The organism is Klebsiella ornithinolytica NBRC 105727 = ATCC 31898 (genome assembly GCF_001598295.1).
In the GTDB taxonomy this organism is placed as follows: domain Bacteria; phylum Pseudomonadota; class Gammaproteobacteria; order Enterobacterales; family Enterobacteriaceae; genus Klebsiella; species Klebsiella ornithinolytica.
Map to the genome: position 1 here is coordinate 210,212 of NZ_BCYR01000001.1, position 26,930 is coordinate 237,141.

25 protein-coding genes are annotated in these 26,930 nt (G+C 55.4%); 12 read left to right on the plus strand and 13 right to left on the minus strand.

Annotated elements, in window-relative coordinates; translation table 11 throughout:
- Window positions 1–7: 7 nt before the first annotated feature.
- Both edd and zwf read right to left on the minus strand, forming a co-directional pair.
- Window positions 8–1,819 (minus strand): phosphogluconate dehydratase, encoded by a 1,812-nt coding sequence (gene edd, locus ROR01S_RS00980; protein WP_004863996.1) that lies wholly within the window; start codon window positions 1,817–1,819, stop codon window positions 8–10.
- Between the two features lie 221 nt (window positions 1,820–2,040).
- On the minus strand, window positions 2,041–3,516 hold the full coding sequence (gene zwf / locus ROR01S_RS00985) for a glucose-6-phosphate dehydrogenase (RefSeq protein ID WP_004863999.1): 1,476 nt from the start codon (window positions 3,514–3,516) through the stop codon (window positions 2,041–2,043).
- A gap of 319 nt (window positions 3,517–3,835) precedes the next feature.
- Between zwf and ROR01S_RS00990 the strand changes: the two genes are divergently transcribed.
- Window positions 3,836–4,741 carry a MurR/RpiR family transcriptional regulator gene (locus tag ROR01S_RS00990; protein WP_162268825.1) on the plus strand — a complete coding sequence of 302 codons (906 nt, stop codon included), beginning with the start codon at window positions 3,836–3,838 and terminating at the stop codon, window positions 4,739–4,741.
- A gap of 126 nt (window positions 4,742–4,867) precedes the next feature.
- Complete coding sequence (gene pyk, locus ROR01S_RS00995; protein WP_004864005.1) at window positions 4,868–6,310, plus strand: pyruvate kinase; 1,443 nt, start codon at window positions 4,868–4,870, stop codon at window positions 6,308–6,310.
- Between the two features lie 64 nt (window positions 6,311–6,374).
- Here pyk and ROR01S_RS01000 read toward each other — a convergent pair whose 3' ends face one another.
- Window positions 6,375–7,709 (minus strand): 2-hydroxycarboxylate transporter family protein, encoded by a 1,335-nt coding sequence (locus ROR01S_RS01000; protein WP_004864007.1) that lies wholly within the window; start codon window positions 7,707–7,709, stop codon window positions 6,375–6,377.
- A gap of 427 nt (window positions 7,710–8,136) precedes the next feature.
- On the opposite strand from ROR01S_RS01000, the gene ROR01S_RS01005 reads away from it, so the two are divergent.
- From ROR01S_RS01005 to dcuR, 3 genes are all read left to right on the plus strand, one after another.
- The gene (locus ROR01S_RS01005; RefSeq protein ID WP_004864011.1) at window positions 8,137–9,084 is read left to right on the plus strand and encodes an AEC family transporter; all 948 of its coding nucleotides are present in this window, start codon (window positions 8,137–8,139) and stop codon (window positions 9,082–9,084) included.
- Between the two features lie 72 nt (window positions 9,085–9,156).
- Window positions 9,157–10,842 (plus strand): NAD-dependent malic enzyme, encoded by a 1,686-nt coding sequence (locus tag ROR01S_RS01010; RefSeq protein ID WP_004864014.1) that lies wholly within the window; start codon window positions 9,157–9,159, stop codon window positions 10,840–10,842.
- Window positions 10,843–10,921: 79 nt separating this feature from the next.
- Window positions 10,922–11,638 carry a two-component system response regulator DcuR gene (dcuR, locus tag ROR01S_RS01015; protein ID WP_004864016.1) on the plus strand — a complete coding sequence of 239 codons (717 nt, stop codon included), beginning with the start codon at window positions 10,922–10,924 and terminating at the stop codon, window positions 11,636–11,638.
- A 55-nt stretch (window positions 11,639–11,693) separates the two neighbouring features.
- On the opposite strand, the gene lpxM is transcribed toward dcuR, so the two are convergent.
- The 3 genes from lpxM to znuA form a co-directional block, all read right to left on the minus strand.
- Entirely contained in the window at window positions 11,694–12,668 is a 975-nt protein-coding gene (lpxM, locus tag ROR01S_RS01020; protein ID WP_064359000.1) for a lauroyl-Kdo(2)-lipid IV(A) myristoyltransferase, read from the minus strand.
- Window positions 12,669–12,844: 176 nt separating this feature from the next.
- The gene (gene mepM, locus ROR01S_RS01025) at window positions 12,845–14,164 is read right to left on the minus strand and encodes a murein DD-endopeptidase MepM (RefSeq protein ID WP_004864022.1); all 1,320 of its coding nucleotides are present in this window, start codon (window positions 14,162–14,164) and stop codon (window positions 12,845–12,847) included.
- Window positions 14,165–14,179: 15 nt separating this feature from the next.
- The gene (znuA, locus tag ROR01S_RS01030; RefSeq protein WP_032717095.1) at window positions 14,180–15,124 is read right to left on the minus strand and encodes a zinc ABC transporter substrate-binding protein ZnuA; all 945 of its coding nucleotides are present in this window, start codon (window positions 15,122–15,124) and stop codon (window positions 14,180–14,182) included.
- A 78-nt stretch (window positions 15,125–15,202) separates the two neighbouring features.
- On the opposite strand from znuA, the gene znuC reads away from it, so the two are divergent.
- Both znuC and znuB read left to right on the plus strand, forming a co-directional pair.
- The gene (znuC, locus tag ROR01S_RS01035; protein ID WP_004864029.1) at window positions 15,203–15,955 is read left to right on the plus strand and encodes a zinc ABC transporter ATP-binding protein ZnuC; all 753 of its coding nucleotides are present in this window, start codon (window positions 15,203–15,205) and stop codon (window positions 15,953–15,955) included.
- Window positions 15,955–16,740, plus strand: a complete 786-nt coding sequence (gene znuB / locus ROR01S_RS01040) for a zinc ABC transporter permease subunit ZnuB (RefSeq protein ID WP_004864032.1) — start codon at window positions 15,955–15,957, stop codon at window positions 16,738–16,740. The genes znuC and znuB overlap by 1 nt, the downstream gene beginning before the upstream one ends.
- Before the next feature lie 93 nt (window positions 16,741–16,833).
- Here the strand turns inward: znuB and ruvB are convergent, their stop codons facing one another.
- The 6 genes from ruvB to aspS form a co-directional block, all read right to left on the minus strand.
- Entirely contained in the window at window positions 16,834–17,844 is a 1,011-nt protein-coding gene (gene ruvB / locus ROR01S_RS01045) for a Holliday junction branch migration DNA helicase RuvB (protein WP_004864035.1), read from the minus strand.
- 8 nt (window positions 17,845–17,852) lie between these two features.
- Complete coding sequence (gene ruvA / locus ROR01S_RS01050) at window positions 17,853–18,464, minus strand: Holliday junction branch migration protein RuvA (protein ID WP_004864039.1); 612 nt, start codon at window positions 18,462–18,464, stop codon at window positions 17,853–17,855.
- Between the two features lie 79 nt (window positions 18,465–18,543).
- Complete coding sequence (gene ruvC, locus ROR01S_RS01055; RefSeq protein WP_004864044.1) at window positions 18,544–19,065, minus strand: crossover junction endodeoxyribonuclease RuvC; 522 nt, start codon at window positions 19,063–19,065, stop codon at window positions 18,544–18,546.
- A 37-nt stretch (window positions 19,066–19,102) separates the two neighbouring features.
- On the minus strand, window positions 19,103–19,843 hold the full coding sequence (locus ROR01S_RS01060) for a YebC/PmpR family DNA-binding transcriptional regulator (protein ID WP_004864047.1): 741 nt from the start codon (window positions 19,841–19,843) through the stop codon (window positions 19,103–19,105).
- Between the two features lie 61 nt (window positions 19,844–19,904).
- On the minus strand, window positions 19,905–20,348 hold the full coding sequence (nudB, locus tag ROR01S_RS01065; RefSeq protein WP_004864050.1) for a dihydroneopterin triphosphate diphosphatase: 444 nt from the start codon (window positions 20,346–20,348) through the stop codon (window positions 19,905–19,907).
- 1 nt (window position 20,349) lies between these two features.
- Entirely contained in the window at window positions 20,350–22,137 is a 1,788-nt protein-coding gene (gene aspS, locus ROR01S_RS01070) for an aspartate--tRNA ligase (RefSeq protein WP_044347114.1), read from the minus strand.
- Window positions 22,138–22,405: 268 nt separating this feature from the next.
- On the opposite strand from aspS, the gene ROR01S_RS01075 reads away from it, so the two are divergent.
- From ROR01S_RS01075 to cmoB, 5 genes are read left to right on the plus strand one after another with little or no spacing between them, the layout of a single operon-like run.
- Window positions 22,406–22,972 carry a hydrolase gene (locus tag ROR01S_RS01075; protein ID WP_004864056.1) on the plus strand — a complete coding sequence of 189 codons (567 nt, stop codon included), beginning with the start codon at window positions 22,406–22,408 and terminating at the stop codon, window positions 22,970–22,972.
- The gene (locus tag ROR01S_RS01080) at window positions 22,969–23,787 is read left to right on the plus strand and encodes a DUF72 domain-containing protein (RefSeq protein ID WP_004864059.1); all 819 of its coding nucleotides are present in this window, start codon (window positions 22,969–22,971) and stop codon (window positions 23,785–23,787) included. The genes ROR01S_RS01075 and ROR01S_RS01080 overlap by 4 nt, the downstream gene beginning before the upstream one ends.
- Window positions 23,788–23,840: 53 nt before the next feature.
- On the plus strand, window positions 23,841–24,236 hold the full coding sequence (locus ROR01S_RS01085; protein WP_004864064.1) for an MAPEG family protein: 396 nt from the start codon (window positions 23,841–23,843) through the stop codon (window positions 24,234–24,236).
- 39 nt (window positions 24,237–24,275) lie between these two features.
- Window positions 24,276–25,019 (plus strand): carboxy-S-adenosyl-L-methionine synthase CmoA, encoded by a 744-nt coding sequence (gene cmoA / locus ROR01S_RS01090; RefSeq protein WP_004864067.1) that lies wholly within the window; start codon window positions 24,276–24,278, stop codon window positions 25,017–25,019.
- Window positions 25,016–26,029 carry a tRNA 5-methoxyuridine(34)/uridine 5-oxyacetic acid(34) synthase CmoB gene (cmoB, locus tag ROR01S_RS01095; protein WP_064359001.1) on the plus strand — a complete coding sequence of 338 codons (1,014 nt, stop codon included), beginning with the start codon at window positions 25,016–25,018 and terminating at the stop codon, window positions 26,027–26,029. The genes cmoA and cmoB overlap by 4 nt, the downstream gene beginning before the upstream one ends.
- Before the next feature lie 88 nt (window positions 26,030–26,117).
- Here cmoB and cutC read toward each other — a convergent pair whose 3' ends face one another.
- Window positions 26,118–26,861 carry a copper homeostasis protein CutC gene (cutC, locus tag ROR01S_RS01100; protein ID WP_054828782.1) on the minus strand — a complete coding sequence of 248 codons (744 nt, stop codon included), beginning with the start codon at window positions 26,859–26,861 and terminating at the stop codon, window positions 26,118–26,120.
- Window positions 26,862–26,930 lie beyond the last annotated feature (69 nt).

The following is a 26,930-nucleotide window of genomic DNA, read 5'->3' on the forward strand; positions in this document are numbered from 1 at the left end:
TATCGTCTTAAAAAGTGATGCAGGTTGCGCCCTGTTCGGCTCCGGAGAGTTTTTCACGCAGCGCTGCGAACATTTCCCGGCCGCTCCCGACGCGCGAACTGCTGAGGTCAGGAACATGCGGCTGGCGTGCAGCCAGTTCAGCGTCATCCACCAGCAGCGTCAGTTCGCCCGTCTGCCCGTTGACGCGGATGATATCGCCATCACGTACTTTTGCCAGCAGCCCGCCATCATACGCTTCCGGCGTAACGTGGATTGCTGACGGAACCTTGCCGGATGCGCCAGAGAGTCGACCATCGGTAACCAGCGCAATTTTGAAACGGCGGTCCAATAATACACCAAGTGGCGGCATAAGTTTATGTAATTCTGGCATGCCGTTCGCTTTTGGCCCCTGGTGGCGAACAACCACCACGCAATCCTTGTCCAGCATTCCGGCCTCGAAAGCAGGCAAAACGTCGTGCTGGCTTTCAAACACCACCGCCGGCGCTTCAATGATCTGGTTCTCAACCGGTACGGCCGAGGTTTTCATCACCGCACGCCCGAGGTTGCCGCTCAGCACTTTCGTCCCGCCATGGCGAGAGAATGGCTTGTCGAAAGTTGCAATAACCTGATCGTCCAATGGCGCCGTCGCCCCTTCACGCCAGTCCAGTTCGCCGTTATTCAGCCAGGGTTCCATGGTGTAACGCGAGAGACCAAAACCGGCTACGGTGTTGACATCTTCGTGCAGCAGGCCGCCTTTCAGCAGCTCACGGACCAGCACCGGTACGCCGCCCGCGGCCTGGAAGTGGTTTATATCCGCCGGACCGTTCGGGTAAAGGCGCGCCAGCAGCGGCACAACGTCGGAGAGATCGGAGAAATCATCCCAGTTAATGATAATGCCCGCCGCGCGAGCCATCGCCACCAGGTGCATCGTATGGTTGGTCGAACCGCCGGTTGCCAGCAGCGCCACGATCCCGTTGACCACCACTTTCTCATCAAACATTTTGCCTAACGGCATCCATTCATTACCGTTACCGGTCATGCGCGTCACCTGGCGTGCGGCGGCGGCGGTCAGCGCCTGGCGCAGTTCGGCATCCGGATGCACAAACGACGAGCCCGGAAGCTGCATGCCCATAAACTCCACCACCATCTGGTTGGTGTTCGCCGTACCGTAAAATGTGCAGGTACCCGGGGCGTGGTAGGACGCCGCTTCAGACTCCAGCAGCGCCATACGATCGACTTTACCCTCAGCATACAGCTGGCGGATGCGCACTTTTTCTTTATTTGGCAGGCCGCTGGCCATCGGGCCCGACGGTACGAAGACTGACGGCAGGTGGCCAAAGGAGAGCGCGGCCATCGTCAGTCCGGGGACGATTTTGTCACATACGCCCAGATACAGCGCGCCGTCGAACATGTTATGCGACAGGCCGATAGCGGCCGACATTGCAATCACTTCGCGGCTCAGGAGGGAGAGTTCCATCCCGTCCTGACCTTGGGTGACACCATCGCACATCGCCGGAACGCCCCCCGCGACCTGGCCTACCGCATTTACCGAATGCAGCGCTTTGCGAATGATATCCGGGTAATACTCATAGGGCTGGTGGGCGGACAGCATGTCGTTGTAAGAGGTAATAATGGCGATATTGTTACGCAACATGCTTTTCAGCGAGGCTTTATCGTCCGACTGACAGGCAGCAAAGCCGTGGGCGAGATTACCGCACGCCAGCTGCGCGCGATGGACGGTATCGGTCTTCGCCTGGTTAATCCGTGCGAGGTAGGCGGTGCGGGTATCGCGCGACCGTTCGATAATGCGATTTGTTACCCGTAACATTGTCGAATTCATAAAGGCTCCTGAATTTTTATCTGTCCGGCCACAGCATTTTAGCAACTTCTTAGAAGGTGAAAGGCACCAACACTGCAGCTCAGCGGCAAAATATCTATCCGCAGTGTAATAAAAAAAGCCCCGGGGGTGAATCCTCCCGGGGCTTAAAAGAGCAAAAATTATGCGACTTGCTGCGTCAGATCATGTTACCGGTAAAATAACTCCTCCGGATAACCCGCAAACTATTCAAATTCGTTCCAGGAACGACCGTCGCGGGTGATCATCGCCACAGAGGCGACCGGCCCCCAGGTACCTGCCTGATAGGGCTTCGGCGCATCGCGGTCGGCAGCCCAGGCTTCAGTAATGGAGTCAACCCACTTCCACGCCTCTTCGACTTCATCACGACGCACGAACAGCGCCTGGATACCGCGCATGGTTTCCAGCAGCAGACGTTCATAGGCATCCGCCAGGTGAGTCTGGTTGAAGGTCTCCGAATAGCTCAGATCCAGCTTGGTTATCTGCAGATTGTGTTTGTGGTCAAGGCCCGGCACTTTGTTGAGGACCTGAATATCCACGCCCTCATCCGGCTGCAGACGAATCGTCAGCTTGTTCTGCGGCAGCTCCTGCCAGTTCTCTTTAAACAGGTTCAGCTCCGGGGTTTTGAAATACACCACCACTTCAGAACATTTGGTCGGCAGGCGTTTACCGGTACGCAGGTAGAACGGCACGCCGGCCCAGCGCCAGTTATCGATATCGACGCGGATAGCCACAAAGGTCTCGGTATTGCTGGATTTGTTCGCCCCCTCTTCTTCGAGGTAGCCCGGGACTTTTTTACCCTGGGCGAAGCCGGCGGTGTACTGGCCGCGGACCGTTTTCTCACGCACGTTGGAGCGGTCGATACGGCGCAGCGACTTCAGCACTTTTACTTTTTCGTCACGAATACTGTCGGCACTGAGGTCTGACGGCGGCGACATCGCGATCATGCACAGGATCTGCAGCAGATGGTTCTGGATCATGTCGCGCATTTGCCCGGCCTGATCGAAGTAACCCCAGCGACCTTCGATACCCACTTCTTCCGCTACGGTGATTTCAACGTGGTCGATCGTGCGGCAGTCCCAGTTATTGACAAACAGGGAGTTCGCAAAGCGCAGCGCCAGCAGGTTGAGCACCGTCTCTTTGCCGAGGTAATGGTCGATACGGTAAACCTGGCACTCTTCGAAGAATTCGCCGACCTGATCGTTGATCTCGCGGGAGGTATCCAGAGAGGTACCCAGCGGTTTCTCCATCACCACGCGCGCAGGTTTGGCGTTCAGTTTCGCCTGGCCGAGGCCTTTGCAAATGGCGCCAAAAGTGCTCGGCGGCATGGCAAAGTAGTTGATGGTGACGCGGTTTTCCTGATCCAGCATTTTGCCCAAACGGGAAAACGCTTTGGTATCGTTCACATCGAGGTTACAAAAATCCAGACGTCCGCTCAGGGTTTCCCACAAACCTTCATCAATCTTTTCCTTCATGAAGGTTTCAAGCGCTTCACGGACGACTTTGGTGTAAGCATCTTTATCCCAGTCAGCACGTCCGACCCCGATAATCCGGGTCTCAGGGTTGATCTGGCCAGCTTTTTCGAGCTGATACAGGGAAGGCAACAATTTACGACGCGCCAGGTCACCCTTCGCGCCGAAAATGACCAGATCGCATGCCTGGGCCGTTTGCGTTACCGCCATGTCATTCTCCTCAGTTGATAGTCTGGTGCTTATGCCAGGCTATATTTGTAATTTTCTTACACTGCACTGTACTGTGTTTACGAACTTCCCGAAACCCTCAGGCCGCCATTCCCGACGCTAAACCGCACGCGGAGAAAAGTTCCGGCGACTATTTGGGCAAACGGCTAAACTTGTTCGTTCTTTCGACCGGTTTTAAGTTAATAAAATACGACTCTGATCATGTAATGAAAAAAAACAACATTTTTTAACGTCATTCCTCCCCGCTTAGCGTAACGGAGGGGTATATTCTTGCTAAAACGCCTGATGATTTCATCCATTAATGAAATCGCTTCCACTGATGAGCGCTCCGTTACCCATGAACATGCTGGAAAAAATCCAGTCCCGGCTGGAACACCTTAGCAAATCCGAACGCAAAGTGGCGGAAGTCATTCTTGCTACGCCTGCTCAGGCAATTCATTCAAGCATTGCGGCCCTGGCGCTGGAAGCTGGCGTCAGCGAACCGACCGTTAACCGTTTTTGCCGGAGTCTGGAAACCCGCGGCTTTCCTGATTTTAAACTTCACCTGGCACAAAGCCTGGCACACGGTACTCTCTATGTTAACCGCAATGTCGATGAAGACGACAGCGTAGAGTCCTATACGGGGAAGATTTTCGAGTCAGCCATGGCCAGTTTAGATCAGGTCCACCACTCTCTCGATATGTCAGCGGTTAATCGTGCCGTCGACCTTCTGACCCAGGCCAAGAAAATTGCCTTCTTTGGCCTCGGCTCCTCGGCAGCCGTCGCGCATGACGCCATGAACAAATTTTTCCGTTTTAACGTTCCGGTTATCTACTCCGACGACATTGTCCTGCAACGCATGAGCTGTATGAATTGCAATGATGATGACGTTGTCGTGATTATCTCACATACTGGCCGGACAAAAAGCCAGGTCGAACTGGCGCAGTTGGCGCGTGAAAACGATGCCATGGTCATCGCCATCACGTCGGCGGATACCCCGCTGGCGCGAGAGGCAACCTTGTCGATTACGCTTGATGTCCCCGAAGATACGGATATCTATATGCCCATGGTTTCACGTCTTGCTCAGCTGACGGTAATAGATGTGCTGGCCACCGGTTTTACCCTCCGTCGAGGAGCGAAATTCAGAGATAACTTGAAGAGGGTCAAGGAAGCATTGAAGGAATCGCGTTTTGATAAAGAGCTGCCTGTACACAGCGACAACCCATAAAACTTGATAATTAGGTAGTGACCCATTACACCTTCGGTAACGTTCCGGCAGAGCGACATTGCTGACCGGCACCGCCGATTCCATGTTCACGCAACACCAAAGTTGTTTTAGTCAACGGAGTATTACATGTCCAGAAGGCTTCGCAGAACCAAAATCGTAACGACCTTAGGCCCGGCAACCGATCGTGATAACAACCTTGAAAAGGTGATCGCCGCAGGCGCTAACGTGGTACGTATGAACTTCTCTCACGGTACCCCGGAAGATCATCAGATTCGCGCGGATAAAGTCCGTCAGATCGCGGCAAAACTGGGCCGTCATGTGGCCATCCTCGGCGATCTGCAAGGCCCCAAAATTCGCGTATCCACCTTCAAAGAAGGCAAAATTTTCCTTAATATCGGCGACAAATTCCTGCTTGATGCAGAGCTGGGCAAAGGCGAAGGCGACAAAGAGAAAGTCGGTATTGATTATAAAGGCCTGCCGGCGGATGTCGTGCCAGGCGATATCCTGCTGCTGGACGATGGCCGCGTACAGCTGAAAGTCATCGAAGTTAAGGGTCTGAAAGTGTTCACCGAAGTCACCGTCGGCGGACCGCTGTCAAACAATAAAGGTATCAACAAACTGGGTGGCGGCCTGTCCGCCGAAGCGCTGACTGAGAAAGACAAGGCTGACATCGTCACCGCGGCGAAAATCGGCGTTGATTACCTGGCCGTCTCCTTCCCACGCTGTGGCGAAGACCTGAACTATGCCCGCCGCCTGGCGCGCGAAGCCGGCTGCGATGCGAAGATCGTCGCGAAAGTTGAGCGTGCGGAAGCGGTTTGCGATCAGGACGCAATGGACGACGTAATTCTGGCCTCTGACGTGGTGATGGTTGCCCGTGGCGACCTTGGCGTTGAAATCGGCGACCCGGAGCTGGTGGGGATCCAGAAAGCCCTGATTCGCCGCGCTCGTCAGCTGAACCGTTCGGTCATCACCGCGACTCAGATGATGGAGTCGATGATTACTAACCCGATGCCAACCCGCGCGGAAGTCATGGACGTCGCTAACGCCGTCCTCGACGGTACCGATGCCGTGATGCTCTCAGCGGAAACCGCCGCCGGTCAGTATCCGTCAGAAACCGTGGCCGCTATGGCGCGCGTCTGTCTGGGCGCCGAAAAAATCCCAAGCCTCAACGTCTCCAAACATCGTCTGGATATCCAGTTCGATAACGTTGAAGAGGCGATTGCCATGTCAGCGATGTATGCGGCGAACCACCTGAAAGGCGTCACCGCGATCATCACCATGACCGAGTCCGGTCGTACCGCGCTGATGACTTCACGCATTAGCTCTGGCCTGCCCATTTTCGCCCTCTCCCGCCATGAACGTACGCTGAACCTGACCGCCTTGTATCGCGGCGTGACGCCGGTTCACTTCGACAGCACCAACGACGGCGTCGCTGCGGCGCACGATGCGGTGAATCTGCTGCGTGATAAAGGCTATCTGGTCTCCGGTGACCTCGTTATCGTGACCCAGGGTGACGTGATGAGCACCATCGGCAGCACTAACACCACGCGTATTCTGACCGTCGAGTAATACCGACCTCGTGGTGAACGCCCAACCTGCCAGCATCATGCTGGCAGGTTTTTTTTATCCGTAATCAGACAATCCAGCTCAGCAGCAACGTCGCGGCAATCACCGTTGAGGCGCCGCCAATACGGGTGGCAATCTGTGCAAACGGCATCAGCGACATGCGATTCGATGCCGAGAGTATCGCCACATCCCCGGTGCCGCCCAGCCCACTGTGGCAGCTGGTCACAATCGCCGCTTCAACAGGATACATATTCAGCCGGGAAGCGATGAAAAATCCGCTTAACGCCATGGCAATCACGATGGAACCGCAAACCACGACGTAGCCAATCGAGAAGACGGAAACCACGCTCTCCAGAGGGACATACAGCATCCCAAGGCCGATCATCAGCGGCCAGACGAGGGCTGCGGACACAAATTTGTAGCAGCTATGCGCCCCCAGCTCCATCGCTGCGGGGATAATTTTGGTGTATTTGCACAGAACGGCGGCCAGAATCATCAATACCGGTCCCGGGATGTGCAGCACTTTCTCCAGCAGCCCGCCAACGATGAAAAATGCGCAGATCATTAGCAGCCCGGCCCCCATCAGCTGGAAATCGGTGGGCTGCCCTCCCTGAGACTGCGAGAAAACGTGGTTATCATCATGGCTGCGAATTAACATGCCATCGCCGGACAGCGCCGGGCGGCGGACGCCCAGGCGAGCCAGAAAGCCTGCGCAGATAATGGCGAAGATATTCCCCACCACCGCAGCTGGCGCCAGCTGTGCCACATACACGTCCGGCGTTTGCCCGAGGATCGCAGAATATGCCAGCGACAGCGGCAGGATGCCTTCCCCAATACCGCCGCCGATAATCGGCACAATAATAAAGAAAAAGGTATGGTACATGCTGTAGCCAAACAGGCTTCCCACCAGCAGCCCCGTCGCGATCGCCGCTCCGGTCCCCACAACCAGCGGAACGAACATACGCACCATTCCCTGGATAAGAATGGTTCTGTTCATTCCCAGAATACTGCCAACCACCAGACAGGCGATGACAAAATAGAGTAAATTGGCCTCTTTCATCAACAGATGCACGGTGCCCAGAGTGTGGGGATCAAATACCCCGAAATAGACCAGTACCGACGGCATCATCAGACACAAAATGGCCGGGCCGCCGATATCTTTAAGCACCGGCACCATTCGCCCGATTTTGGCCAGCGCGAATCCCAGGGTCATAATGACCGCCAGCCCGCCAATCATGTTCTTTGGCAACAGTCCCGCCATTGATGAGACGGCGACAATCATTGCAATACCGACAAACAGCGTTAAAGGTACGGCGCCGACATCAACGTTGGATAAGAACCGCGGAGTTTGCCCACTCGAGTGCGTTTGTTCTACCGGATGGTTGAGTGAATTATTTTTCATGTTTCACCTGAATTGTGATAGATGGCGTAGGATCGAGGCGCAATATTAAAATTGCGCAGTCAAATAAAAATAAAAAGAAACAAAAAATGAAGAAGCATTCGAATTAAAACCACGTAAACGGTAGCACAGGAATTTTCGCTAAAAAAGAAAACAACGTTCTCCGTTCACGACTTTGTGACTGAGTTAGAAACTCCCTTTTAAGTAATTTAAATTATTACGCCGTAGTTAAAGTTATTGGTTACGACATTGCGTTATCGACAGCCATGAAAAACAAGGAGTTAATCTCCGCACCGCTATTTGTAAGTAAAGTTCCCAAGGCGAAATTATTTAAATACCCGCCATTGTGATTTCAATCACCTTTCATTCCATAGGGGATCGTTAGATTAAAAACCACAAGCAACCCTACACCCTATTTTCAGGATAATTTATGCCTACGCTGCTATTGCAATCATTGTTCCCATTAGTTTTTATCATGTTACTCGGTTGGCTCAGCGGTAAGTTAGGCTATACCCGTCGTGAAGATGCTTCGGTGTTAGCCACCGTGGTCATTCGGTTTGCTCTGCCCTTCCATCTTTTTATTGGCGCGTTAAATACCAACCCGGATAAAATTAAAAACTTCGCCTTTATGGCCGTATTAGTGATTGGCCTGATGGGGTCTTATTTCCTTACTCTGCTGATCTCGCGCTACGTATTCCGCCATGACATCAAAACCAGCGCGATCCAGTCCCTGGTGTGCGCATTTCCTGATATGGCCTATTTCGGTGCGCCGGTCCTTGCCGTCCTGATTGGACCCGAAGGCTTTCTGGGCGTGCTTATCGGCAACTTAATCACCAGCGTGTTCATGATTCCCCTGACGATAATCCTGATTCGGATGGGCGATAAACATGCCGCTGGCGATAGCGAGGAGATTCATGCTGGTAAGCTGATTGTGCAAAACCTGCTGAAAGCCATAAGAAATCCAATCGTCTGGATCCCTATCTCAGGGGTGCTGCTGAGCCTTGCTGGCGTACAGCTTCCCCATATGCTCAGCATGCCGATTGAAATGGTCGGGAAAATTGCCGGCGGCCTGTCGCTGTTTGCTCTTGGCCTGCTGTTTTATGGCGAACGCCCGACGGTTAATATTCAGACCTGCACCAACATCAGTATTAAAAATCTGATTCAGCCCGCCATGATGGCCGCGGCAGGCCTGGCTTTTGGTCTTAGCCACACGCTGATGCAGCAGGTCATTATCATTGGCGCAACCCCTTCAGCCATCGCCGCCGGTATGTTTGCACTGCGCAGCGATACGTATATTGAGCCGGCCTCATCCTCTATTTTACTCGGCACCGCCATTGGCGTGGTCACCGAAGGGATCATGATTTATTTAATTTCTTAATTACCGTCTCAGGGCAACATTTCTATCAAGTTAAAACCTGTTTTTATTTAAACAATGTTCAGGAGTCATCAAATGTTAGTCAAAGAAACATTATATACCCCTTATAATGGCGCAGTCCTGCTGGAAAATCCGCTGTTAAATAAAGGGCTCGCATTTACCGAGGGGGAAAGAACGGCGTTTAATCTCCAGGGATTGCTTCCGCATAATGTTGAAACTATCGAAGAACAAACGGAGCGCGCGTGGAAGCAGTTCAGTGAATTTAAGCGCGATATTTCCCGGCATATCTATCTGCGGAATATTCAGGATACTAACGAGACACTATTTTATCATTTACTGCGCCGTCATATGAAAGAGATGCTGCCGGTGATTTATACGCCAACCGTCGGAGAAGCCTGCGAACACTTCTCTGAAATTTATCGTCGCGGCCGCGGCCTGTTTATTTCCTGGCCTAACCGCCATCACATTGACGAGATGCTGCAGGGCTTCTCGCGCAACGATATTCAGGTGATCGTCGTCACCGACGGCGAGCGTATTCTTGGTCTGGGCGATCAGGGCATCGGCGGGATGGGTATTCCGATCGGTAAACTCTCGTTGTATACCGCCTGCGGCGGCATTCATCCCGCCGCGACGCTGCCAGTGATGCTGGACGTCGGGACCAACAATGCGAAGCTCCTTGAAGACCCGCTGTATATGGGCTGGCGTCATCCGCGCATTAACGACGATCAGTATATGGAGTTTATGGATATGTTTGTCGATGCGGTAAAACGTCGCTGGCCGCATGTCCTGCTGCAATTCGAAGATTTTGCCCAGAAGAATGCCAGCCGCCTGCTTAATCGCTATCGCAACCAGCTGTGCTGTTTCAACGATGATATCCAGGGAACCGCTGCCGTCACGACAGGTACGCTGATTGCCGCCGCCGCGGTGGCAGGTACCCGTATGCGCGACCAGCGCGTTGTCTTCCTCGGCGGCGGTTCCGCCGGCTGCGGTATTGCTGAAAAAATTATTGCGCTGATGGTTGATGATGGTTTGTCGGAGGAAGAGGCCCGCAGCAAAGTCTTCATGGTCGATCGTTTTGGTTTACTGACCGATGAGATGCCCAATCTGCTCGATTTTCAGCAACGCCTCGTGACGCCGCGGGACACTACTGCCCACTGGGATGTCACGTCTGCCAACCTGTCGTTGATGGATGTCGTGCGCAATGTGCACCCGACCGTGCTCATTGGCGTATCCGGACAGCCGGGTCTGTTCAGCGAAGAGATTATCAAAGAGATGCATCGCCACTGCCCGCGGCCAATCGTGATGCCGCTCTCTAACCCAACTTCCCGCGCCGAAGCGCAGCCGAAAGAGTTGCTTGAATGGACTCAGGGTAACGCGCTGATCGCCACCGGCAGCCCGTTTGAACCGGTGTTCTGTCAAGGTGCGACTTACGATATCGCTCAGTGCAACAACGCCTATATTTTCCCGGGACTGGGGCTAGGCATCCTGGCGACCAAAGCAGAACGCGTCACCGAAGCCATGCTGATTACCTGCAGTAAAACGCTGGCGGCGCACTCGCCGTTAGCCACAACCGGAAAAGGCGGATTATTACCCCCGGTAGAAGAGATTGAGATGATTTCCCGGGCCATTGCCCTTGATGTCGCTCTGGTGGCCCAGGCCGAAGGCGTCGCCGCAAAACTCAGCGAGGAAGAGCTGATCGCGAATATTGATAAAACCTTCTGGCACGCGCGTTACACCTCCTATAAGCGTTCATCGCTATAGCGACACGTCTCTTCATTAATCCTGCGGGAAGCATCGAGGCGTCGACTCCCCTGCTTCCCGATAGTCAAAGGAACCACGCATGTTCAATGTGCTTATTGTGGATGATGATTCGATGGTTGCGGAGCTGAACCGGCTGTTTATCAGCAGGGTCGCCGATTTTCGCTGCTGCGGTATCGCCTCAACGCTGGCGGAAGCTGAGCAGATGCTGAACCATTTGCCACCGATCGATTTGGTTCTGCTGGATGTGTACATGCAGCGAGAGAACGGGCTGGATCTGCTGCCCACCCTGCGTACGAGCGCCCGCAGCATCGATGCGATCATGATTACTTCCGCCGCCGATGCGGCAACCGTCCAGACGGCAATGCGCTATGGCGTGGTTGATTATTTAATTAAACCGTTTCAGTTCCCGCGCTTTGAAGAGGCGCTGCTGACATGGCGTAAACGACGCGAGCTGCAGCGCGCCAAATCCCGCTACGAGCAGTCCGATGTTGACGATTTACTGCGCAGCGGTATTCAGCGCCCGGATAACGCCCGCCGCTTACCTAAGGGATTAACGCCGCAAACGCTGCGCCTGGTATGCCAATGGATCGATACCCATCAGGAGAGTGCCTTCTCGACAAATGAGATCGCCACCGCGCTGCAAATCTCCAGAGTTTCGTGTCGTAAATATTTAATCTGGCTAGAAAAAACGGGGATTCTCTTCACCAATAACCACTATGGTCTCACCGGCAGACCGGAATACCGCTATCGGTTGATTAGCGAACATATCGCTTTACTCAGACAATACAGCCAATGAACCCGACAGGTTCATTGGCTCTCTTTTGCTACGTCGGTGCAGGAACAGGCGGGCGCTATTTCTTTTTCGGGAAGAGCTCTTTGCGCTTATAAGGCTCGATTTCCCCCGGTTTACGCGTCTTCAGCAACTTGAGGATCCAGGTATATTGCTCGGTATGCGGCTTGACGAAAATCTCGACCTCTTCGTTCATCCGCCGCGCGATCGTGCGATCATCGGCGTCCAGCAGGTCATCCATCGGCGGACGCACCAGCACCGTCAGACGATGAGTTTTCCCATCATAGACCGGAAACAGCGGCACCACGCGCGCACGGCAGACTTTCATCAGCCGGCCAATCGCCGGCAGGGTGGCTTTATAGGTCGCGAAGAAATCGACGAATTCGCTGTGCTCGGCGCCGTGATCCTGGTCGGGCAAATAGTAGCCCCAGTAGCCCTGGCGGACCGACTGGATAAACGGTTTAATGCCATCGTTACGCGCGTGCATGCGCCCGCCAAAGCGACGTCTGACGGTATTCCACACGTAGTCGAAGACCGCATTCCCCTGGTTATGGAACATTGCCGCCATTTTCTGACCGCCCGAGGCCATCAACATGGCTGGAATATCCACCCCCCAGGCGTGCGGCACCAGGAAGATCACCTTTTCGTTATTGCGCTGCATCTCTTCGATGATCTCTTTGCCCTGCCAGTCGACGCGGGAAAGAATATGAGCAGGATCCCGCAGACCCAGCTCGGCCATCATGACCATCGCCTGCGGTGCCGACATATACATTTCATCGATAATTGCCTCGCGCTCCTGCTCGCTCTTTTCCGGGAAGCAGTACAGCAGGTTTATCTGCGCACGTCGGCGCGAGCTTTTCGCCAGCCGACCCACCGCCCGTCCCAGTTTACCGAGGATCGGATCGCGAAAAGAGGGAGGCGTCAGAGCGATACCGGCAAACGCAAAAACCCCCAGCCAGGCGCCCCAGTAGCGCGGGAGTAAAAAGGATTTTTCAAACTTTGGAATAAACTCAATATTATTTTTTTTCGTTTCCATGCCCAGTCCACAGCCGTACTGCATAAAAAAGATAATGGGGTAATCCCGTCAAACCGCAAGTTGCAGCCTCAGAAGCCGTAAGACGACTTATTGTGGGTATAGTTTAGCGATACGACGGGGAACCTACAAAAGAAAAAGCCGGCGCGCGACAGGCACCGGCTTGCATTGACATCCTGCTAGTCAAACCGCAGCTGCGGGATGACCTCTTTGACCTGCGCCAGATAATCGGTGCGATCGGAACCGCTCAACCCTTCGGTACGCGGCAGTTTCGCCGTTAATGGGTTCACGGCCTGTTGGTTAATCCACACTTCGTAGTGCAGATGCGGACCGGTAGAACGGCCGGTGTTACCCGACAGCGCAATACGATCGCCGCGCTTCACTTTCTGCCCCGGTTTCACCAGCAGTTTACGCAGGTGCATATAGCGAGTGGTATAGGTGCGACCATGGCGTACGGCCACATAGTATCCCGCCGCGCCGCTGCGCTTAGCGACCACGACTTCACCATCGCCGACCGCAAGAACCGGCGTCCCCTGCGGCATAGCAAAATCGACGCCGCGGTGCGGCGCCACGCGCCCGGTCACCGGATTCAGGCGACGCGGATTAAAGTTCGAAGAGACGCGGAACTGGCGCGCCGTCGGGAAGCGCATAAAGCCCTTCGCCAGACCGGTACCGTTACGATCGTAGAACTTACCGTCTTCCGCACGAATCGCGTAGTAATCCTTGCCTTCTGAACGCAAACGCACGCCCAGCAGCTGGCTCTGTTCCCGTTTACCGTCAAGCATTTCGCGCGACATCAGTACCGAGAACTCATCGCCTTTTTTCAGCTTGCGGAAGTCCATCTGCCACTGCATCGCTCGGATCACCGCGCTGACTTCCGTACTGGTTAACCCGGCTTCACGAGCGCTGGCAACAAAGCTGGCGCCCACGGTGCCTTTCAACACGTTGTTGACCCAATCCCCTTTCTGCAGCTCGCTGCTCATTTTAAAGCCGTTCGCAACCCGGGTATAGGTGCGGGTTTCACGGCGCGACATTTCCCATGTCAGACTTTGCAAATCCCCCTCTGCCGTTAAGGTCCACGAGAGCTGTTGACCAATTTTCAGGTTTCGCAACTCTTTGTCGGCTGAGGAGAGCTGGGCGATATCGCCCATATCGATGCCGTACTGGTTGAGGATGCTGCTCAGCGTATCGCCAGTGGAGACCACATATTCGTGGCCGCCTGACTCACTGTCGGCTTTATCATCCAGTTCATCCTGAGGAATGGCTTCTTCTTCCTGCGGCGCCTGGTCGATAGGTTCGGAGGCTTCCGGCAGCAGAGAGCGGATTTCGCTTTTTTCCAGCTCAATCGTCCTGACGATAGGGGCGGATTCTGGATGGTAGATATAGGGTCGCCAGACGGCGACCGCTAATGTCAGAACGCTCAACGACCCCAGCATGACGCGGTGAGGTCGTGGCAAATTGTTGAATGCCTGAGTGACAGCGCGGGCTATCTGTTGCACGTATTCACTTCCTCGTTAATCTCCTTTCAGGCAGCTCGAATACTGTTTCGCCAGTTGGTCGAGGAACTGCGGGTAACTTTCTTTACCCAGCTTAATCCCGGTACCGAGAGGGTCCAGAGTCCCCATGCGCACAGAGGTGCCCCTGGCAACAGCTTCTATAACGGCTGGCCTGAACTGTGGCTCAGCAAAAACGCACGTTGCTTTTTGCTCAACCAGCTGTGTTCTGATTTCGTGTAAACGCTGCGCACCGGGCTGTATTTCAGGGTTTACGGTAAAATGCCCCAGAGAGGTCAGACCGTAGTGTTTTTCAAAGTAGCCATAGGCATCATGAAAAACGAAATACCCTTTTCCTTTCAGCGGTGCGAGCTCGTTACTCACCTGCTTATCGGTTGAGGCTAATTTTGCCTCAAATTCTTTCAGGTTAGCGTCAAGTTTGGCTCGACTCTGCGGCATAAGTTCCAATAATTTATCGTGGATTGCAACCGCTGAAAGCCGCGCTATCTCTGGGGATAACCACAGATGCATATTGTAAACACCATGATGGTGATCGCCGTCACTATTTTCACCTGCGGCGTGTTCGTGGCCATGATCGTCATCGTCGTCATCCGCCCCTTTCATGAGCAGCGGTTTCACGCCGGCAAGCTCAGCGATGGTCACCTTTTTATTCGACGCAATGCTTTGCGTTGACTTGTCCATGAACGCTTCCATCTCTGGACCAATCCAGACCACTAAGTCTGCGTTCTGTAAGCGTTTTGCATCGGAAGGACGCAGTGAATAATCATGCTCTGAGGCACCGTCAGGCAGGAGCACCTGGGTCTCCGTGACCCCATCCGCGATAGCGGAAGCGATAAAGCCTAAGGGTTTCATTGAGGTAACCACGGCAGCATTCGCCGTAGAGGTCTGAGCGAACAAAAAAACGGCGCTAAGTCCAGCGCAAAGAAGCGTATTTTTATGTAACATAATGCGTCTAGTCATCGTAATGAATGAGAAAGATGTGATATTATAACATTCACTCGCTTGTGCAACCCCTAATTTGACATGACAAATCTTGTAACTCTCGAAAACGTCTCGGTCGCCTTCGGCCAACGACGCGTACTGTCTGACATTTCGCTGACGCTAAAGCCCGGCAAAATTTTGACCTTACTCGGCCCTAATGGCGCAGGCAAATCCACGCTCGTGCGGGTGGTTCTTGGACTGGTAGCACCGAGTGACGGTGTTATCAAGCGCGAGAACAATCTGCGGATTGGCTACGTCCCGCAAAAACTGCATCTGGATGCCACGATGCCGCTGACCGTCAGCCGGTTCATGCGCTTACGTCCCGGCACCCGCAAGCAGGACATCCTGCCGGCGCTGAAACGTGTCCAGGCCGGGCACCTGATTGAAGCGCCGATGCAAAAACTCTCCGGTGGCGAAACCCAGCGCGTGCTGCTGGCCCGGGCCCTGCTGAACCAGCCGCAGCTGCTGGTGCTGGATGAACCCACGCAGGGCGTCGACGTTAACGGGCAGGTTGCCCTGTACGATCTGATAAACCAGCTCCGCCAGGAGCTTGATTGCTCGGTGCTGATGGTCTCCCACGACCTGCATCTGGTGATGGCAAAAACCGATGAGGTGCTGTGCCTGAATCAACATATTTGCTGTTCCGGCACCCCGGAAGTGGTCTCCACGCATCCGCAGTTTATCTCGATGTTTGGCCAGCGTGGGGCGGAACAGCTGGGAATCTATCGTCACCATCATAATCACCGCCATGACCTGCAGGGGCGGATTGTACTGCGTAGGGGAAATGAGCGCTGATGATTGAACTTCTGTTACCCGGCTGGCTGGCCGGGATGATGCTTGCCTGTGCGGCAGGCCCGCTCGGGTCGTTTGTGGTCTGGCGCCGGATGTCCTATTTCGGCGATACCTTAGCGCATGCCTCTTTGCTTGGCGTGGCCTTCGGGCTGTTGCTTAACGTCAATCCGTTTTATGCGGTGATCGCCGTGACCTTAATGCTGGCAGGCGGTCTGGTGTGGCTGGAAAAACGTCCGCATCTGGCGCTCGATACCTTATTGGGGATTATGGCGCACAGCGCGCTGTCGCTTGGTCTGGTGGTGGTTAGCCTGATGTCGAATATTCGCGTCGACCTGATGGCCTATCTGTTTGGCGATTTACTGGCGGTAACGCCGGAAGATTTGATCTCTATCGCCATTGGCGTGGTGATTGTGCTGGCTATCCTGCTCTGGCAGTGGCGCAACCTGCTGTCGATGACCATCAGCCCCGATCTGGCGTTTGTCGATGGCGTGAAGCTGCAGCGGGTGAAACTGCTGCTAATGCTGGTCACCGCGCTGACCATTGGCGTCGCCATGAAGTTCGTCGGCGCGTTGATTATTACCTCGCTGCTGATCATTCCTGCCGCCACGGCGCGCCGCTTTGCCCGTACGCCGGAGCAGATGGCCGCCGCTGCCGTTGGGGTGGGGATTATCGCGGTGACCGGTGGACTGACCTTCTCGGCGTTTTACGACACCCCCGCCGGCCCGTCCGTGGTGCTGTGCGCCGCGCTGCTGTTTATCTTCAGCATGATGAAAAAATCGGCCGCCTGAGCCGCGCCCTCTTCCCCGGTCGCGGCGAGTTGACCGGGGTCCTCATCCCTGCCCTGTCGGAACAAGCTCACCGCTCATCTGCCGGCAGCCAGGTTACGGCATTGCCGGCGGCGTAATACCGAAGTGATTCCAGGCGCGTACCGTCGCCATACGCCCACGCGGCGTACGCTGCAAAAAGCCTTGCTGGATCAGATACGGTTCCAGAACATCTTCGATAGTTTCCCGCTCTTCGCCAATCGCCGCCGCCAGGTTATCCAGGCCGACGGGGCCGCCGAAGAATTTATCGATGACCGCCAGCAGAAGTTTGCGGTCCATATAGTCGAACCCTTCCGCATCAACATTCAGCATGTCCAGCGCCTGAGCGGCAATCTCCAGCGAAATGGTGCCATCATGGCGCACTTCGGCAAAGTCACGTACCCGGCGCAGCAGGCGGTTGGCGATACGCGGCGTGCCGCGCGCGCGGCGGGCCACCTCCAGCGCACCTTCGTCGCTCATTTCCAGCCCCATAAAGCGCGCGCTGCGGCTGACGATATGCTGCAGGTCAGGAACCTGGTAAAACTCGAGGCGCTGTACAATCCCGAAACGGTCACGCAGCGGCGAAGTTAATGACCCCGCGCGCGTCGTGGCGCCAATCAGGGTAAACGGCGGCAGATCGATTTTGATCGACCGCGCCGCAGGCCCTTCGCCGATCATAATATCCAGCTGATAGTCTTCCATTGCCGGATACAGCACCTCTTCCACTACCGGCGAGAGGCGGTGTATTTCATCAATAAACAGCACATCGTGGGGTTCGAGGTTGGTGAGCATGGCGGCCAGGTCACCCGCCTTCTCAAGCACCGGACCGGAGGTGGTTCGCAGGTTGACGCCCATCTCATTGGCGACGATGTTTGCCAGCGTCGTCTTTCCCAGCCCCGGTGGACCAAAGATCAGCAGGTGATCGAGCGCGTCCCCGCGCAGCTTTGCCGCCTGGATAAAAATCTCCATTTGCGAACGCACCTGCGGTTGACCGACATACTCTGCCAGCAATTTCGGGCGGATTGCGCGGTCGGCCGTCTCTTCAAACCCGGCGCTGTCTGCCGATACCAGCCTGTCTGCTTCAATCATCCCTTACCTCACAACGCGGCGCGGAGCGCTTCGCGAATTAGCATTTCACTGTTGGCATCCGGGCGAGCGATTTTACTCACCATCCGGCTGGCCTCCTGAGGTTTATAGCCCAGCGCTACCAGCGCAGCAACCGCTTCCTGCTCCGCATCGTCATCAGACGGACCCGCCGGTGAAGTCAGCACCAGATCCGTCGCCGGCGTAAACAGATCGCCGTGCAGACCTTTGAACCGGTCTTTCATTTCAACAATCAGACGCTCAGCGGTTTTCTTACCGATACCCGGCAGTTTCACCAGGGCAGCCAGCTCCTCGCGCTCTACGGCGTTAACAAACTGCTGCGCCGACATACCGGAGAGGATCGCCAGCGCCAGCTTTGGCCCGACGCCGTTGGTTTTAATCAGCTCTTTGAACAGGGTGCGTTCCTGCTTGTTATTAAAACCATAGAGCAGCTGCGCATCTTCGCGAACGACAAAATGGGTAAAAACGATGGCCTCGTTGCCCACATCCGGCAGTTCATAAAAACAGGTCATTGGCATATGTACTTCATAGCCCACGCCTCCCGTTTCCAGTAATACAAGCGGGGGTTGTTTTTCGAGAACGATGCCTCTGAGTCTGCCTATCACATGGAGCTCCTGCGTTAAGGGCTAAAGTATCTGCGGTATCATAAAAAAAGGCTGGATGAATATCCAGCCTGATTTGACGTTATCGTAAGCGCCCACGCGCCAGATTGAGCCGCGTCTCGCTGATCTGAGCCGCGTTCTGACTGACGTGGCAGTGGGTAATGGCGATAGCCAGCGCATCCGCCGCGTCCGCCTGGGGGTTGGCGGGAAGCTTAAGCAGCGTGCGCACCATGTGCTGCACCTGGCTTTTTTCCGCGCTGCCGATGCCGACAACGGTTTGCTTAACCTGCCTCGCGGCATACTCGAACACCGGCAGGTCCTGATTCGTCGCCGCGACAATCGCCACGCCGCGCGCCTGCCCCAGCTTCAGCGCCGAGTCGGCGTTTTTCGCCATAAACACCTGCTCGATGGCGAAATAGTCCGGCTGAAACTGGGTGATAATTTCCGTCACGCCTGCGTAAATCAGCTTCAGGCGCGACGGTAAATCGTCGACTTTGGTCCGAATACAGCCGCTGCCAAGATAGCTCAGCTGCCGCCCGACCTGACGAATAACGCCATAACCGGTAATGCGTGACCCCGGGTCAATGCCGAGAATAATGGCCATCACGCACCTCCGGTTAGTGATTTAACGGTCAGCAACATTAGAGCGTTGCGGCGACCTCATCAGAGATCTCGCCGTTATGATACACTTCCTGCACGTCGTCGCAGTCTTCCAGCATATCGATCAGACGCAGCAGTTTGGGTGCCGTTTCCGCATCCATATCCGCCTTGGTCGAAGGAATCATGGAGACTTCAGCCGCATCAGCCTTCAGGCCAGCCGCTTCCAGCGCATCGCGCACCGCGCCCATCTCTTCCCACGCGGTATACACGTCAATCGCGCCGTCGTCATAGGTCACAACGTCTTCTGCGCCAGCTTCCAGCGCGGCTTCCATGATCACGTCTTCGTCGCCGGCTTCAAAAGAGATGACCCCTTTTTTGCTGAACAGATAGGCTACGGAGCCATCGGTGCCGAGGTTGCCGCCGGTTTTGCTGAAGGCATGGCGCACTTCGGCAACGGTACGGTTGCGGTTGTCGCTCAGGCATTCAACCATGACCGCGGTGCCGCCAGGGCCGTAACCTTCATAAATGATGGTTTCCATGTTCGCGTCATCATCGCCGCCAACGCCACGGGCGATAGCACGGTTCAGGGTGTCGCGGGTCATGTTGTTGGACAGTGCTTTATCTACTGCCGCACGCAAACGCGGGTTAGAAGCGACATCGCCGCCGCCCAGACGCGCAGCGGTAACCAGCTCACGAATGATTTTAGTAAAGATCTTACCGCGCTTGGCATCCTGTGCCGCTTTGCGGTGTTTGGTGTTGGCCCATTTACTATGACCTGCCATAAAAAACTCTCCAAAAATGCCTGCTTCCCGCAGCCTTTCGACCTGCAAATGGCTGGGAAGACTAGTCGGCGTTAATTACAAATTCTTCAATCGCCTGCCGGTTACTCCACGACTTGGTCAGGGCGGCGGCTTCTGCCGCATTGACCCAGCGGTAATCCAGATGTTCCGTAAAGACAATCTGGCGTTCATGAGGGAGCGCAAGACAGAACCAAAATTCCGTATTGCGCTCAACGCCCGGCGCGTAGCGATGACGTAAATGAGAAAAAATCTCGAAATCCACCGTGCGCTGACAGTCCATTAAGGTCAGCTGCTCATGAGCAACATCAATCGCGACCTCTTCCTTTACTTCACGCACGGCGGCTTGCGCTGCGGTCTCCCCCGCTTCCAGGCTGCCGGTTACCGACTGCCAGAAAGCGGGATCGTCGCGTCGCTGCAACATCAGCACCCGCTTCGTATCTTCGGCATAAATGACCACCAGAACGGAAACGGGAAGCTTGAATGACATCTTACTTATTCTCCGGAGACTCTTTTGTCTCTTTCGCCACAACCTGAATACCTAACTCACCCAGGGATGTCGGGTTAGCAAAGCTCGGCGCTTCGGTCATCAGACAGGCCGCGGCGGTCGTTTTCGGGAAGGCAATAACGTCACGGATATTATCGGTACCGGTCAGCAGCATGGTCAGACGGTCAAGACCGAAGGCCAGACCCGCGTGCGGCGGCGTACCGTACTTCAGCGCGTCCAGCAGGAAGCCGAATTTTTCACGCTGTTCCTGTTCGTTGATGCCCAGAATACCGAAGACGGTCTGCTGCATGTCGCCATTGTGGATACGGACGGAACCGCCGCCCACTTCATACCCGTTGATCACCATATCGTAGGCGTTAGCGATCGCCGTTTCCGGCGCGGTTTTCAGTTCATCCGCAGTCATGTCTTTCGGCGAAGTGAACGGGTGGTGCATCGCGGTCAGACCGCCTTCACCATCATCTTCGAACATCGGGAAGTCGATAACCCACAGCGGCGCCCATTTGGTTTCGTCGGTCAGGCTCAGGTCTTTACCCAGCTTCAGACGCAGCGCACCCAGCGCATCGGCAACCACTTTCTTATTGTCCGCGCCGAAGAAAATCATGTCGCCATCCTGGGCGCCGGTGCGCTCAAGAATGGCGTCGACGATCTCTGCGTTGAGGAATTTCGCTACCGGGCTGTTGATGCCTTCGAGACCTTTCGCACGCTCGTTGACTTTCATGTACGCCAGGCCTTTCGCGCCATAGATCTGGACGAACTTGCCATACTCATCAATTTGTTTACGGGTCAGCGCAGCGCCACCCGGTACGCGCAGCGCAGCGACGCGCCCTTTGGCATCATTGGCCGGGCCGGAGAAGACGGCAAACTCTACGGCTTTCACCAGGTCGGCAATATCGACCAGCTCCATCGGGTTACGCAGATCCGGCTTATCGGAACCGAAGCGGCGCTCGGCTTCCGCAAAGGTCATCACCGGGAATTTGCCCAGGTCGACGCCTTTCACGTCCAGCCACAGCTGGTGAACCAGCTCTTCCATGACTTCACGCACCTGCGGCGCGGTCATAAAGGAGGTTTCCACATCGATCTGGGTGAATTCCGGCTGGCGGTCTGCACGCAGGTCTTCGTCACGGAAGCATTTCACTATCTGATAGTAACGGTCAAAGCCGGACATCATCAGCAGCTGTTTAAACAGCTGAGGAGACTGCGGCAGCGCGTAGAATTTGCCTTTGTGAACGCGGCTCGGCACCAGATAGTCGCGCGCGCCTTCCGGGGTCGCTTTGGTCAGCATCGGGGTTTCGATATCGAGGAAACCGTGATCGTCCATAAAGCGGCGCACGAAGCTGGTGATTTTCGCACGGGTTTTCAGACGCTGAGCCATTTCCGGACGACGCAGGTCCAGGTAACGGTATTTCAGTCGCGCTTCTTCGGTGTTGACGTGATTGGAGTCAAGCGGCAGCGCTTCTGCACGGTTGATGATCGTCAGCGAAGAGGCCAGCACTTCGATGTCGCCCGTAGCCATCTCGCTGTTGACGTTTTTTTCGTCGCGCGCACGCACGGTACCGGTGATTTGGATGCAAAACTCATTGCGCAGTTCGGAAGCCAGCTTTAACGCCTCCGCACGATCCGGATCGAAAAACACCTGCACGATGCCTTCGCGGTCACGCATATCAATGAAGATAAGGCTACCAAGATCACGACGACGGTTGACCCAACCACACAGAGTCACCTGCTGCCCCACGTGGGACAGACGTAGCTGTCCGCAATATTCTGTACGCATGAGATATCCCTTAACTTAGCCGCAGGCGGATTGTTGCCTGCCTCGCAGGCGACGGAGTCGCAGCTTTAGCTGAATGTCACAACTGAATGAAAAAAGGCGGTCATTATAATAGAATTTCCGCCGCACGATAAGCCCGATGCAGTTTGTACGTTGCTTTGCTGTACGCTTATTGCCTGTGCTCACAAAAATTAACAAAAATTGTTACCCATGAGCCGGATCGGCAACGGTATTGTAACGGTCAAACCACAGAAGAAGATACGGGGATACCATGTTAGAACTCAATGCGAAAAAAACTGCGCTCGTTGTCATCGATCTGCAAGAGGGTATTTTGCCCTTCGCCGGTGGGCCGCATCGTGCCGATGACGTGGTAACGCGCGCGGCCCGTCTGGCTGAAAAGTGCCGTCAGCAAGGCTCGCCGGTCATCATGGTCCGCGTTGGCTGGTCCGCTGATTTTGCCGAAGCGCTAAAGCAACCGGTTGACGCGCAGGCCGGCGGGCACGCGCTGCCGGATAACTGGTGGACCTACCCGCAGGCGCTGGGCAAACAGGACGGCGATATTGAAGTCACCAAACGCCAGTGGGGCGCCTTCTATGGTACCGACCTCGAGCTGCAGCTACGTCGTCGCGGTGTTGATACCCTTATTCTCTGCGGCATCTCCACCAACATCGGCGTTGAATCCACCGCGCGTAATGCCTGGGAGCTGGGCTTCAACCTGGTTATCGTCGAAGACGCCTGCAGCGCCGCCTCTGCCGAGCAGCACCAGGGCAGCATGACGCATATTTTCCCGCGCATCGCCCGCGTGCGCAGCACCGAGGACGTCCTCGCCGCCTTATGATTTATATCGGGCTCCCGCAATGGTCGCACCCGAAGTGGGTGCGTCTGGGCATCACCAGCCTTGCAGACTATGCTCGCCACTTTAACTGCGTGGAGGGTAATACGACCCTTTACGCCCTGCCGAAGGCGGAGATTGTCGCCCGCTGGTATGAGCAAACTCACGATAATTTTCGCTTCTGCTTTAAATTTCCGGCCACCATTTCGCATCAGGCCGCTCTGCGCCATTGCGACGACCTGAGCCACGAGTTTTTTACTCGTCTGGCGCCGCTGGAAACGCGTATTGGCCAGTACTGGCTGCAGCTGCCCGCCACCTTTGGCCCCGGAGACCTCCCTGCCCTGTGGCACTTTCTCGATACGCTGCCGACCCAATTCACCTATGGCGTCGAAGTACGGCATCCAGAGTTTTTCGCCAAAGGGGACGCCGAAAAGGCGCTCAATCGCGGGCTGCATCAACGTCACGTGAATCGCGCCATCCTCGACAGCCGCCCGGTGCATAGCGCCATCGCGCGAAATCCGGCCATGATCGACGCCCAGCGTAAAAAACCCAAACTTCCGGTTCATGCCGTGGTCACGGCGGGGAATCCGCTGGTTCGCTTTATCGGCAGCGACGACATGGCCCACAATCACCGGCTGTTTGGCGTCTGGCTGCAGACCTTACCCCAATGGAGCCAGTCGACAACGCCCTATTTATTTCTCCACACCCCGGACATCGCGCAGGCCCCGGAGCTGGTCAGCACGCTTTGGGAAGATTTGCGCCGGGTGATGCCAGAGGTCGGGACCGCACCGTCAATTCCGCAGCAAACCGCGCTTTTCTGATATCCTGCTATGCTAATCGGAGCCATCTGAAAGAGTGAAAGGGAGTTTTTTGTATGGTCAGCGCGCTGTACGCGGTGTTGGGTGCGTTATTGCTAATTAAGTTTTCTTTTGATGTTGTACGTCTGCGCACGCAATACCACGTCGGGTATGGTGACGGAGGGTTTAGCGAGCTGCAGGTTGCTATCCGCGTGCACGGCAACGCCGTTGAGTATGTCCCCATTGGCATCATCCTGCTGCTGTTTATGGAGATGAATGGCGCGCAGAACTGGATGGTGCACGTCTGCGGTATTTTGCTGATTGCCGGACGACTGATGCACTCTTACGGTTTTCACCACCGGCTCTTCAGCTGGCGTCGCTCCGGAATGAGCGCCACCTGGTGCGCCCTGTTGCTGATGGTGCTCGCGAATCTGTGGTATATGCCCTGGGAGTTGGTTTTCTCCTTACATTAGCGCACAATACGCCGTTTTCGTTTTTTCGGGTTTAACGTTATGTCTCACCGCGATACGCTTTTTTCCGCGCCGATTGCCAGCCTCGGCGACTGGACCTTTGATGAACGGGTTGCTGAAGTCTTCCCGGATATGATCCAGCGCTCCGTGCCCGGCTATTCCAATATCATTTCTATGATCGGCATGCTGGCTGAACGCTTCGTTCAGCCCGATACCCAGGTTTATGACCTCGGCTGCTCGCTTGGAGCGGCAACGCTCTCTATCCGGCGTAACATTGCCCACCCTGGCTGCAAAATTGTGGCGGTGGATAACTCTTCGGCAATGGTCGAACGCTGCCGTCGCCACATCGATGCCTATAAAGCGCCGACGCCCGTCGAGGTTGTGGAAGGCGATATTCGTGATATCACCATCGACAACGCCTCCATGGTGGTACTGAACTTTACCATTCAGTTTCTGGCCCCCGATGAACGCCAGGCTATTCTGGATAAGGTTTACCAGGGGCTGAATCCCGGGGGCGCGCTGGTGCTGTCCGAAAAATTCAGTTTCGAAGATGCGCATGTTGGCGAACTGCTGTTCAACATGCATCACGACTTTAAGCGTGCCAACGGCTACAGCGAACTGGAAATCAGCCAGAAGCGCAGCATGCTGGAAAACGTCATGTTGACCGATTCGGTCGAAACGCACAAAGCCCGCCTGCATAAAGCCGGGTTTGAACATGCCGAATTGTGGTTCCAGTGCTTTAACTTTGGTTCACTGGTGGCGGTGAAATCAGAGGAAAAAGCATGATCGATTTCAATCATTTTTATCAACGCATCGCTCTCAGCCCGCTATCTCACTGGCTGGAGACGCTCCCTGCCCAGGTCGCGGCGTGGCAACGGGAAGCTCTGCACGGCAAATTCCGCGAGTGGGAACGGGCCGTAGAGTTTCTGCCGGAGCTGGCCCCGTATCGTCTGGACCTGCTGCATAGCGTCACCGCCGAAAGCGAAGCGCCGCTAAGCGAAGGCCATCGGCTGCGCGTAGAGAACCTGCTGAAAAACCTGATGCCCTGGCGCAAAGGGCCCTACTCGCTTTACGGCGTGAATATCGATACCGAATGGCGTTCTGACTGGAAATGGGAGCGCGTGCTGCCGCATCTGTCCGATCTGACCGGGCGCACGATTCTCGACGTTGGCTGCGGCAGCGGCTACCACATGTGGCGCATGATCGGCGCCGGCGCGCATCTGGCGGTCGGGATTGACCCGACGCAGCTGTTTTTATGCCAGTTTGAAGCGGTGCGTAAGCTGCTGGGTAACGATCAGCGCGCCCACCTGTTGCCGCTGGGCATTGAGCAGCTTCCGGCGCTCAACGCCTTCGATACCGTCTTTTCGATGGGCGTGCTGTACCATCGCCGCTCGCCGCTCGACCATTTATGGCAGCTCAAAGATCAGCTGGTCGACGGTGGCGAACTGGTGCTGGAGACGCTGGTGGTCGAAGGGGATGAAAATAGCGTTCTGGTACCAGGCGACCGCTATGCGCAGATGCGCAACGTCTACTTTATTCCGTCGGCCGCGGCGTTGAAAATGTGGCTGGAGAAGTGCGGATTTGTCAATGTGCGGATTGTCGATGTCTGCGCCACCACCACCGAAGAGCAGCGCCGTACCGAATGGATGATTACGGAGTCGCTGGCTGACTTCCTCGACCCCGAAGACAACAGTAAAACGCTTGAAGGTTACCCGGCGCCGGTGCGCGCGGTGATTATTGCCAACAAACCTGAGACCCAGCAATCGCTGGCGAAAAAGTCAGTCGGGGGCAAATAAAGGTGAAAAAAAGACCCCTGTTGAAATTGCAGGGGCCTGGTACGGGCAATCATCATATTGGGCGACATGATGTGCAGCAAAAAACGGTTTAACTTCTCTGCGCAGAAATGATTTGCTTCATTTCTGCCACCGCTACGCCATTTACGGCATAGCGCGAATATTCATCTGCGTCGGCATCGGCGGACATCGATAATCCGGAATGACGGAAGCGCATTGGCGATGGCACCCAGTGTCCGGCCGAGCTGTGGACCTCTTTGACACCTGCCTGAAGAAACTTCGCCAGGTTGGCCGCTCGAACACCTGCACCAGCCATAATGGTTGGAGTATCCCCCAGGGCAATAAGTTCCGTAATTAATGAAAGACCTTTTTCAGCGCTGGCCTGCTGACCCGATGTCAGGATACGGGCAACGCCGGAATCGGCCAGCGTGCGATAAGCCTGATACGGATCCGCACACATATCAAAAGCCCGGTGGAACGTGACCGCCAGCGAACCGGCCGCCGCCATAATTTTTTGCATGCGCGCGGTATCGACCCGACCATCCACATCTAACACCCCGATGACCACGCCGGGAAAACCCAGCTCCCTGACCGTCGCCACATCGTCGAGCATCGCCGCAAACTCGCTTTCGGTGTAGCAAAAATCACCGCCGCGCGGGCGAATAATCGGATGCACCGGAATGGTCACCGTTTCGCGTACTGTTTTCAGCACGCCCAGCGACGGGGTTAATCCCCCTTCATGCGGCGCGGCGCAGAGCTCAATGCGATCGGCTCCACAGCGCTGCGCCTCTTGCGCACAGGCCATGCTATAACAGCAGACTTCCAGTAGCGTCATTTCCTTCTCCTTTACGCTGCGGGCAACACAGCATGTCATGATTTATCCGTTCAAAAACCGCGTCGCTTC

What these genes read in the sequence shown, in the direction of transcription:
- pyk (WP_004864005.1), top strand. Translation starts at nt 4,868, where the DNA reads ATGTCCAGAAGGCTTCGCAGAACCAAAATCGTAACGACCTTAGGCCCG.
- ROR01S_RS01010 (WP_004864014.1), top strand. Translation starts at nt 9,157, where the DNA reads ATGTTAGTCAAAGAAACATTATATACCCCTTATAATGGCGCAGTCCTG.
- ruvB (WP_004864035.1), bottom strand. Translation starts at nt 17,844, where the DNA reads ATGATTGAAGCAGACAGGCTGGTATCGGCAGACAGCGCCGGGTTTGAA.
- ROR01S_RS00990 (WP_162268825.1), top strand. Translation starts at nt 3,836, where the DNA reads ATGAAATCGCTTCCACTGATGAGCGCTCCGTTACCCATGAACATGCTG.
- ROR01S_RS01080 (WP_004864059.1), top strand. Translation starts at nt 22,969, where the DNA reads ATGATTTATATCGGGCTCCCGCAATGGTCGCACCCGAAGTGGGTGCGT.
- dcuR (WP_004864016.1), top strand. Translation starts at nt 10,922, where the DNA reads ATGTTCAATGTGCTTATTGTGGATGATGATTCGATGGTTGCGGAGCTG.
- ruvC (WP_004864044.1), bottom strand. Translation starts at nt 19,065, where the DNA reads ATGGCCATTATTCTCGGCATTGACCCGGGGTCACGCATTACCGGTTAT.
- ROR01S_RS01060 (WP_004864047.1), bottom strand. Translation starts at nt 19,843, where the DNA reads ATGGCAGGTCATAGTAAATGGGCCAACACCAAACACCGCAAAGCGGCA.
- lpxM (WP_064359000.1), bottom strand. Translation starts at nt 12,668, where the DNA reads ATGGAAACGAAAAAAAATAATATTGAGTTTATTCCAAAGTTTGAAAAA.
- nudB (WP_004864050.1), bottom strand. Translation starts at nt 20,348, where the DNA reads ATGTCATTCAAGCTTCCCGTTTCCGTTCTGGTGGTCATTTATGCCGAA.
- znuB (WP_004864032.1), top strand. Translation starts at nt 15,955, where the DNA reads ATGATTGAACTTCTGTTACCCGGCTGGCTGGCCGGGATGATGCTTGCC.
- cutC (WP_054828782.1), bottom strand. Translation starts at nt 26,861, where the DNA reads ATGACGCTACTGGAAGTCTGCTGTTATAGCATGGCCTGTGCGCAAGAG.
- ROR01S_RS01085 (WP_004864064.1), top strand. Translation starts at nt 23,841, where the DNA reads ATGGTCAGCGCGCTGTACGCGGTGTTGGGTGCGTTATTGCTAATTAAG.
- znuA (WP_032717095.1), bottom strand. Translation starts at nt 15,124, where the DNA reads ATGTTACATAAAAATACGCTTCTTTGCGCTGGACTTAGCGCCGTTTTT.
- zwf (WP_004863999.1), bottom strand. Translation starts at nt 3,516, where the DNA reads ATGGCGGTAACGCAAACGGCCCAGGCATGCGATCTGGTCATTTTCGGC.
- cmoA (WP_004864067.1), top strand. Translation starts at nt 24,276, where the DNA reads ATGTCTCACCGCGATACGCTTTTTTCCGCGCCGATTGCCAGCCTCGGC.
- cmoB (WP_064359001.1), top strand. Translation starts at nt 25,016, where the DNA reads ATGATCGATTTCAATCATTTTTATCAACGCATCGCTCTCAGCCCGCTA.
- edd (WP_004863996.1), bottom strand. Translation starts at nt 1,819, where the DNA reads ATGAATTCGACAATGTTACGGGTAACAAATCGCATTATCGAACGGTCG.
- aspS (WP_044347114.1), bottom strand. Translation starts at nt 22,137, where the DNA reads ATGCGTACAGAATATTGCGGACAGCTACGTCTGTCCCACGTGGGGCAG.
- ROR01S_RS01000 (WP_004864007.1), bottom strand. Translation starts at nt 7,709, where the DNA reads ATGAAAAATAATTCACTCAACCATCCGGTAGAACAAACGCACTCGAGT.
- ROR01S_RS01005 (WP_004864011.1), top strand. Translation starts at nt 8,137, where the DNA reads ATGCCTACGCTGCTATTGCAATCATTGTTCCCATTAGTTTTTATCATG.
- znuC (WP_004864029.1), top strand. Translation starts at nt 15,203, where the DNA reads ATGACAAATCTTGTAACTCTCGAAAACGTCTCGGTCGCCTTCGGCCAA.
- ROR01S_RS01075 (WP_004864056.1), top strand. Translation starts at nt 22,406, where the DNA reads ATGTTAGAACTCAATGCGAAAAAAACTGCGCTCGTTGTCATCGATCTG.